This is a genomic window from Hallella bergensis DSM 17361 (assembly GCF_000160535.1).
Taxonomy (GTDB): Bacteria; Bacteroidota; Bacteroidia; order Bacteroidales; family Bacteroidaceae; genus Prevotella; species Prevotella bergensis.
On sequence record NZ_GG704780.1, the window covers coordinates 660,613 to 668,398 of the forward strand.

Annotated in this window: 9 protein-coding genes; 6 read left to right on the forward strand and 3 right to left on the reverse strand. The window is 38.0% G+C overall.

The window, feature by feature from the left end:
- Positions 1–849 precede the first annotated feature (849 nt).
- From HMPREF0645_RS14120 to HMPREF0645_RS14410, 6 genes are all read left to right on the forward strand, one after another.
- A complete protein-coding gene (locus HMPREF0645_RS14120; protein WP_007173265.1) occupies positions 850–2,031 on the forward strand; it encodes an RHS repeat domain-containing protein in 1,182 nt (393 codons plus the stop codon).
- A 9-nt stretch (positions 2,032–2,040) separates the two neighbouring features.
- On the forward strand, positions 2,041–2,565 hold the full coding sequence (locus tag HMPREF0645_RS02525; protein WP_156777824.1) for a hypothetical protein: 525 nt from the start codon (positions 2,041–2,043) through the stop codon (positions 2,563–2,565).
- 403 nt (positions 2,566–2,968) lie between these two features.
- A complete protein-coding gene (locus HMPREF0645_RS02530; protein ID WP_156777825.1) occupies positions 2,969–3,427 on the forward strand; it encodes a hypothetical protein in 459 nt (152 codons plus the stop codon).
- A 177-nt stretch (positions 3,428–3,604) separates the two neighbouring features.
- Entirely contained in the window at positions 3,605–5,554 is a 1,950-nt protein-coding gene (locus tag HMPREF0645_RS02535; RefSeq protein ID WP_419185640.1) for a peptidoglycan DD-metalloendopeptidase family protein, read from the forward strand.
- Positions 5,555–5,608: 54 nt separating this feature from the next.
- Entirely contained in the window at positions 5,609–6,088 is a 480-nt protein-coding gene (locus HMPREF0645_RS02540; RefSeq protein ID WP_007173270.1) for a DUF4348 domain-containing protein, read from the forward strand.
- Positions 6,089–6,399: 311 nt separating this feature from the next.
- A complete protein-coding gene (locus HMPREF0645_RS14410) occupies positions 6,400–6,549 on the forward strand; it encodes an IS1/IS1595 family N-terminal zinc-binding domain-containing protein (protein WP_419185641.1) in 150 nt (49 codons plus the stop codon).
- Between the two features lie 26 nt (positions 6,550–6,575).
- On the opposite strand, the gene HMPREF0645_RS02545 is transcribed toward HMPREF0645_RS14410, so the two are convergent.
- From HMPREF0645_RS02545 to HMPREF0645_RS02555, 3 genes are all read right to left on the reverse strand, one after another.
- Positions 6,576–6,995 carry a plasmid mobilization protein gene (locus tag HMPREF0645_RS02545; RefSeq protein WP_007173272.1) on the reverse strand — a complete coding sequence of 140 codons (420 nt, stop codon included), beginning with the start codon at positions 6,993–6,995 and terminating at the stop codon, positions 6,576–6,578.
- 335 nt (positions 6,996–7,330) lie between these two features.
- Positions 7,331–7,642, reverse strand: a complete 312-nt coding sequence (locus HMPREF0645_RS02550; protein WP_004355529.1) for a helix-turn-helix domain-containing protein — start codon at positions 7,640–7,642, stop codon at positions 7,331–7,333.
- A 23-nt stretch (positions 7,643–7,665) separates the two neighbouring features.
- Positions 7,666–7,786, reverse strand: a 121-nt coding sequence (locus tag HMPREF0645_RS02555; protein WP_044123150.1) for a helix-turn-helix domain-containing protein, incomplete at its 5' end; no start/stop codon positions are given.

Below are 7,786 nucleotides of genomic sequence, written 5' to 3' on the forward strand. Positions count from 1 at the left end.
GGAAAAGATTCTCTGCCTTTTGCTATATTTGTAGTCCAAAACAAAGAAAAATGGATATACGAGAACGCATCAGCACTTTGCACTACGCGTCTCTAATTATAATCAAGTAAAAAGAGAATTAATAAAGAGATATCCTTCCACAAAGAAAGAATTTGATAAAGAGCAAAGAAAATATGAAGGGGAATTTGGTAAATAGCAAGTGGATTCTATCGATTATGGTGGCATCTTTATTGGTGCCACTATCTTCATGTAGTGAGAGGAGGGAAAGTTTATCCTCTAATACACGTCAATCTTTCGATATAACATATTCAAAAAAGGAAATAGTAATAGAATCATCAACCAACACAGGGAAGGACCATTTTTTTAAAAAAGATGGTGAATACTTTAGCTCGTCTGATTCCATATTATTTTTTTCGGTAGTTAGAGATACTATACTAAATTCAACAAGTAGTGGAATAGACTATAAAACAATAATAAAGAAAGAAGGGAATGGGCTATTTACGACTTCTAATTATTTAGTAAGTAATACCGGATGTCTCTTTTTCTTGATTTCATATAGTTATGATTCTGATTATCATATTTCAAAAATAGTAAAATGTTCTAATGTGGTATATCAGTAATATTTAGGCAATTATAAATTTAGAACGAAAGCTATTTTCGTTGGTTAGCCTATATATAATCGATTTGAACTTGCCCATACAAGAATATGCCCCAACACCCATATAAGGGTAACGGGCAATACCCTTATAAGGGTGTTCCTCATTACCTATACAAGGGTATTAAACGGAGAGAGCAATAAACAGGAAAGAATGACGTTAAATAATTGATAACCATAAACGATTGTACGTTATGACAGCATTAAACGCAAAGATAATAACGCAGCTTCTTTCTGTAAGTACAAGAGAAAAGCCGAACGACGTCTACGAGAAGATGCAGTTCTACTGCCATCCTGACCACTTGGGCAGCAGTAGCTACATCACCAACTTGGATGGTGAAGTATCGCAGCACATCGAATATGTACCGTATGGCGAGGTGTTCATAGATGAATTGGAGCTTACGCGGAAATCGGCGACCACAGGGAAAGCCAACTGCAACAATACTTGGAACACACCTTATCGATTCAACGATTGTGCCAACGAGGGCAGAGGCAGGCTTGCTTGTTCTATGCCGAGTGCAGCCAATCGTAGAGTAGAACTCAACGCTAAAGAACTGGATGAGGAGACGGGTATGTACTACTATGGTGCAAGGTACTATGAGCCGAGATTGAGTCTGTGGATATCAACCGATCCGATGGAAGAGAAGTATTCAAATATTTCATCTTACTGTTTCGTTAATAACAACCCTGTTATATTTATTGACCCTGATGGAAAAGATTGGTATGAAGATGTTGATAAAACATACCAATATAGCCCTAAAGTACATTCAACCAAAGATTTACAAAAAGGACAAAAATACATAGGGAAGTCATTTACTAATAAAAACAATACCATTTCATATAGAAATGATGGAAGTATTTTATACAAGAATGAAACACAGGCTTATAATCGTATGTGGAATCAAGCCGATAAACATTATCGTACTAAAGGAGAAAAAGGTGGGCGAGAAGTTGGGGGATTTGTTCTCTCAAATAAAGAAGTTTTAGTCTTACCTGATTATTTGAATGATAGAAACACCACCAAAATGGACGCAGGTGGATATAAACTCAATAATCGCACCCTAAGTAAAGGAAAGGAACATTTTACTGTAATTGGACAAGTCCACACACATCAAGACAGATCGGGAGATGCTCCTCCTTCTACATATTTAATTGATAGTTATGGAGACTTAGGTTATTCAAAAAATAACAAATCACTGCCAGTTTTTACAATAAGTTACGATGGTAAAATATATGGTATCCGAGGGTATACTGATAAGAATGAGCGTGTAAGTGGAAAGTTTGTTAATATGAATTCTTATGATGCTTCAAGGAAAAATCTTTTAAGTGGAAAAACAACTTTGTCAAGTATCATCAGAAGATTACCTAGGTTATAAAAAATGACGATGAACAAGAAGAAGATCGTGATTATAATAGGTATGCTCTTAGTGGTGTCCTGTAATAGGTCACCACTAAAGAACATATTTAAACAAGAAGTTCTTGATAGTGTTAGAAGTTATATTGAAAAAGATAATCTCGCCCATGATTCGTATTTAATGCTGCAAACAGAAAAGATTTTTCATGAAAACAAAATAGACATAAATAATGGATTTATAATTGGCCCCTTATATGAAAATCTATATCCAGATTCTGAACGAGGTAACTATATCGAATTGTTGAAATATAAGAATAAAACTGTTTATATACAGTTTTTTAATGCAAGTTTTATTGATTCATTATACCATGCAAGAACTGTAATATACTGTAGGCAGGATAGTTTTTGTATTTATAAAAATGTATATAGTCACAATCCCATTATGAACTATCTAAAAAGGGCAAGCCTAATTTATTATAAGAAAGGGAAATTGCTTGTCAGAAATGATATTGACAGTTTATATTTGCCTAAACTCTCTGTTGATAACCTTGAATGAATCAGCAGTAACCAAAATCAACAAAGGAACAGAATAGTGGCCAAATGAGAATAGTCACGCTCCATACAAGGGTATTAAACGGAGAGAGCAATAAACAGGAAAGAATGACGTTAAATAATTGATAACCAAAAGCAATAAGAAGTTATGATTGAATTTGAAGTAAAATCAAAAAAGCAGCCTATCGGCAAGCGTAAAGGACAGACGGTGTACTTCGACCAGCCAGTATCATAACAGCATCTGACAAACAAGTTGGTAGTAGATCGTATCTTCTTACTGAACAAGGAACAGTCTGTAGAAGAGTTGCAAACCATAGGTATGAGCAGGTATAACAAGAAATATAAATACACCGAAAATATGTTGCGAAAAGAGTAAAATCTTCAACAACGTTTATCACATGTTTCAAATGACTAAAAAGGTTTTGGTTATTCTTTTTTCGATTATTATTTTAACAGGAGGGTGTAACTCCCCCTTGTCAAAGTTTAAATGTGTCTATGACATGTATGGTGATAGCACTGTTTATTATGTAATAACAATCAATGGAGATTATCTAAAGACTACCAAACATAAACACATTATAGTTTCCGAGTTTGACAGCTTAAATAATATATGGCATTCTCCAGTAGATAGTATTTTTGAAAAAAAGGATAGTATATTTCTAAGCAAAGAATTACAAGATTCACTGATTTTTCATATAGAAAATGCTATAAAAAGTGACAAAAGCATGACTTCTTACCTGTCTACCAATCAATCTATAATAACGATAAGTTGGAATAAACGTACTTATGAACTCCAATATAGCAACATAGGGCAACGTGGTTTGATCTCATTTCTAAAAAAACACTCTTCCATCCAGATCAAATGAACAGCAAATAAAAGATTAAGTATAAATATGCCATTACGAAACAACCGTACATATCCCCACAAAATTGAGCTGCGCACCTACCTGAAGTATTGCAACGGAGCGGAAACGTTCTACAGTTACGACCCACAGCGTCGCAGACTACAGAACCTTGCAGTCAATGCAGGTGGCAAGACCATCATGGACAATGCCTACGGCTATGACGTGGTGAGCAACGTACTTTCTGTTGTCAATAAGGCGACAATTCCTGAAAAGGGAAAGGCAGGCGGACAGATGAGCCACAGCTATACGTATGATGCACTGTATCGTCTAAGCACAGCCAATGGAACGTACAAAGGTGCGGACAATAAGACGGCATCTTACACCCTTGCCATGGGCTACGACAACATGCACCGCATCACGAGCAAGAAGCAGCACCTCACGCAAAGTAACGTACAGTTCAACGGCACTCTCAATGCAGGCTATGACCTCACCTACACATATAATAATGATGAGGGCAAGAAGTTCCAACTGGCTAGTGTCCGTGACATCAACTACCGCACGGAAGAAGCGCCGACAGACAGCACGAACATCAACAACGGACACAAGTACACCTATGATGCCAACGGAAACCTTGTCTACATCAACACCAGCCGTGTAAAGCATGACGGCAAGGAAGACGACAAGGCAAGTGAGCAGAAGTACAAGTGGGATGAGGAAAACCGACTTCTTGCAGCCGATGAGAACGGTTTTGTAAGCAACTATTGGTACGATGCTGATGGTGAGCGCACAGCAAAGACGAGTGGTGAAAACGAAGCTATCTTTGTCAACTCCGAATTCTCGGGCGGCAGCACGGGTACGGCACGCTTCTCGCTCTATGTCAGCCCGTACCTCGTGGCAGGACAGGGTGGTAAGTACACCAAACACATCTACATCGGTAGTCAGCGTATCGTCAGCAAGCTTGGCGATTTGGCAAGTTATGGCGCAGACCCAAGACGCATTCCTTATGCAGGTAATGAAGCTGATGGTGTGACTGTCAATTACAAGGATAAGTACAATCAGCAACTGCAATCCATCAAGGACAATTACAAGACATTCGATTTGCCATACAACGGTCAGGATAATCCCGACTATGTCAATGGCAAAGGCTTTAGCAGTGATGACGACACGCCGGAGGCAGCACAGGCAAGGGCGATGGTCAAGACAAGAGCTGGGGAAGCTGGTACAAACGAGCGAATGCAGTTCTACTATCACCCTGACCATTTGGGTAGCAGTAGTTACATCACCAACCTTGATGGCGAAGTAGCCCAGCACATCGAGTATGTGCCGTTTGGAGAAGTGTTCATAGAGGAGCGCAACAACACTTGGAACACGCCTTACCTCTTCAATGCTAAGGAACTGGACGAGGAGACGGGTATGTATTACTATGGTGCAAGGTATTATGAGCCGAGGTTGAGTCTGTGGATGAATTGTGACCCAATGGAAGAAAATCTACCAAGCAGTTCAACGTATAGTTATGCAGCGAACAATCCTATAAGATTTATTGATATGGAGGGAAAGATTCCGTTTGATAAGTCCGTGGCTCATACACGTATTTCCAGCGGATTCGGTATCAGGAAGCACCCAATTACAGGAGAATTGAAGGGACATGGTGGTATAGATTTAGCTACGGCTGGTACGGGACATGATGTGCATGTCTTAGCAGATGGTGTTGTAAAAAAGGTTGGGTGGAATGTGAAAGTAGATTCAAAGGGAAATAAAACGGGATATGGTAGATATGTTGTTGTTCAATATTCTGACGGATATGAATCACTTTATGCCCATTTAGATAAGAATGGTGTTGCAGTTTCGGTTGGTGATAAAGTATCTGAAAATGATGTGATTGCAAAATCTGGAAATACAGGTGGCTCTACCGGCCCTCATCTTCATATAGAAATAAGTAAAGGGAATATTTTGCAAAAGAGTAATAAAATAGATCCATCCTCTATTCCTGATCTTCAATTGTTATTGCATCCAGATAATAAAGAATATTATGGAGGTGAACTTTCTCCTGTTACGGTATACGGACATGCACCTACCCCTATGCTATTACAGCCTATATCTTTACCTAAGATAGAGGAAATTAAAATTAATACTCAAGATAAAAAATAACTTATGTATCTAATAGGGGGATTTTCCACCCTATAAGATTATAATACTACAAAAATGAAGAACTATATATATATATTCATTATAATGTGTCTTTTGTCATGTTGTACTTATTTTAAAAATGATGAGAAAAAGAATATCACGAAAAAAAATAAGGATTTTAACTCTACAAAAAAACTGACAAATGAATCATTTTCGGACTTTATCACTCAATTTCATAGAGATTCTGTGTTTCAGATACAAAGAGTCGCTCAAGAGGTTACAGGATTTAATTCAGACTACGAAGAATCTTCAATAGAAGATGAAACTGATTCTATAACAAATTTTTCTTGGGGAAAAGGTGATTTAATATATTATTTAAATAGTGCCAACAAAGCAATAAATGATTCGATGTATACAGTATCATATAAATTAGATTCAGAAGATAGTGCAACGGAAAAAATCTATATACCTCAAAGTAGTTGTTTCTACATACTGACTTTCTCTAAAATCAATGGTCATTGGTATTTGTCTGAATTTGTTTATAATGAAATGTAGTGGAGGGTCGTTTTATTTTTATAATAAATCAAGGATTAAGGTTTTGCAAGTTATAGATCTTACATCTAAAATAAATAAAGAAATAAAAGAATCAGGCGGTAATGCTTCAGATCGGGAGTTATTGTAATAATCATCTGATTATCAATGTACTTTCCAAAAGATAAAGTAGTGTGGCAGGGATAGCTTCCCTGCCTCTTGCTATATTTGCACCATAAAACCAAGAGAAAACGAACATACGAGAACGTTTCGGCACTTTATGCTCCAGATTAGGAGTTGAGTTTCAATGTCCGCATTGCCACTCAAACAATATTATCAAAAGTGGTAAAAGTAGTACAGGTAAACAACGCTACCGATGTTTGAATTGCCAGAAGCGTTTTATTACCGACTACACATATAAAACCTATATTTCTAACATTGATAACTGTTCAAAGAGGGATTGGGCAATCGCAGCACGGTACTAACGTTGGGCATGATGATTTATCAACCTTCATTCTTGTTTACTCTCAAGAGATTTTGTCAGCAGCACTGCTTGCTGTTGCAGTCTGATGAGAACTTGGGAATAGGTTTCAAGTTTTTCCAGCATTCGTTGAGAAGTGGCGACAGAATGATAAGTATTGAGGGCTTTCACGGCTTCGTTGTACAGCACGCCTATCTTATTCATCATGGAGACGATTTCGGAGAGTTTCTCCAAGTAAGGCTCTTTTGCAGGGTCTTGGGTGATGACCTTAAAGGCTTCACCTAAAAGTCTTACTCGGACAAAGTCGCTCTTTGTCTTTGCTCCCGACTTGCGGTAGAGTCTGATAAGCTTCTGTTGGTCTTCAGAATTAGGTATCCTGATGTGCCATCTATCCCATCGTGGGCAGGTGGCACATCTGCCGTCTGGCTTCTTTTGTTTCTGCTTTTTCATTGCTTTCTAATCACGACTTTGGAGTGATTTAATCCCCCTTTCGGGGCAAGGGTCTTTGTGGTACAGATGACAATTTGTGGTACAAAGACACACCTTGCCAGTATAAAGAAAGAGATAGTTTGTTATGTTCCATAAAGTAACCTTTCTGGGGTGCGAGAGTTCAAAGTTCAAGAAGTAAGTCAAGAGATAAGTTTAGACTAATCTCTTGACTTACTGACTTTATGAGCTGACATATTTTTGACTAAAGTTAATTTTACCTTAGGTCGAAACTAATTTCTTGACCAAAGTCACAATTGACCATTTGACTTAAGTCGCGACTGATTTCTTAACTTAACTCATAACTTACCTGTTTGCGGTATTGGATTATAATGCCTTTCAAGCATTGTCTGTATGTCGCTCTGCTTGTATAGTATCTTCCCTCCGATTTTGTAGAAAGGAAGCGTTCCTAAGTTTCTGTACTCTTGGAGCGTGCGTGTGCTGAGCCGTAATTGGCTGCAAACCTCCTCGCCTGTTAGGTAAACCTCTCCGCCTAACATTGGACGGGCTGTAGAACAATAACGCTTCAGTTTCTTCAATATTCCCTCCATCAACTGTGCAAACATCTGCATTTGAGGGTCTTGCTGTGTAATGATTTCTTTCTCTTCCATAGTTCATTCTGTGTTTGATTTCATTAATTGTTTGCATTCAGTAACTCTGCGATGTCGCTCTCCTTATAATAGCATTTATGCCCAATGATGGAGAAGGGGATTTTACCCGTATCGCGATAGGATTGCAGGGTGCGTTTGCTGATG

Coding starts and splice junctions, on each gene's coding strand:
- HMPREF0645_RS14120 (WP_007173265.1), top strand. CDS start 850: ATGACAGCATTAAACGCAAAGATAATAACGCAGCTTCTTTCTGTAAGT.
- HMPREF0645_RS02525 (WP_156777824.1), top strand. CDS start 2,041: ATGAACAAGAAGAAGATCGTGATTATAATAGGTATGCTCTTAGTGGTG.
- HMPREF0645_RS02530 (WP_156777825.1), top strand. CDS start 2,969: ATGACTAAAAAGGTTTTGGTTATTCTTTTTTCGATTATTATTTTAACA.
- HMPREF0645_RS02535 (WP_419185640.1), top strand. CDS start 3,605: ATGGACAATGCCTACGGCTATGACGTGGTGAGCAACGTACTTTCTGTT.
- HMPREF0645_RS02540 (WP_007173270.1), top strand. CDS start 5,609: ATGAAGAACTATATATATATATTCATTATAATGTGTCTTTTGTCATGT.
- HMPREF0645_RS02545 (WP_007173272.1), bottom strand. CDS start 6,995: ATGAAAAAGCAGAAACAAAAGAAGCCAGACGGCAGATGTGCCACCTGC.
- HMPREF0645_RS02550 (WP_004355529.1), bottom strand. CDS start 7,642: ATGGAAGAGAAAGAAATCATTACACAGCAAGACCCTCAAATGCAGATG.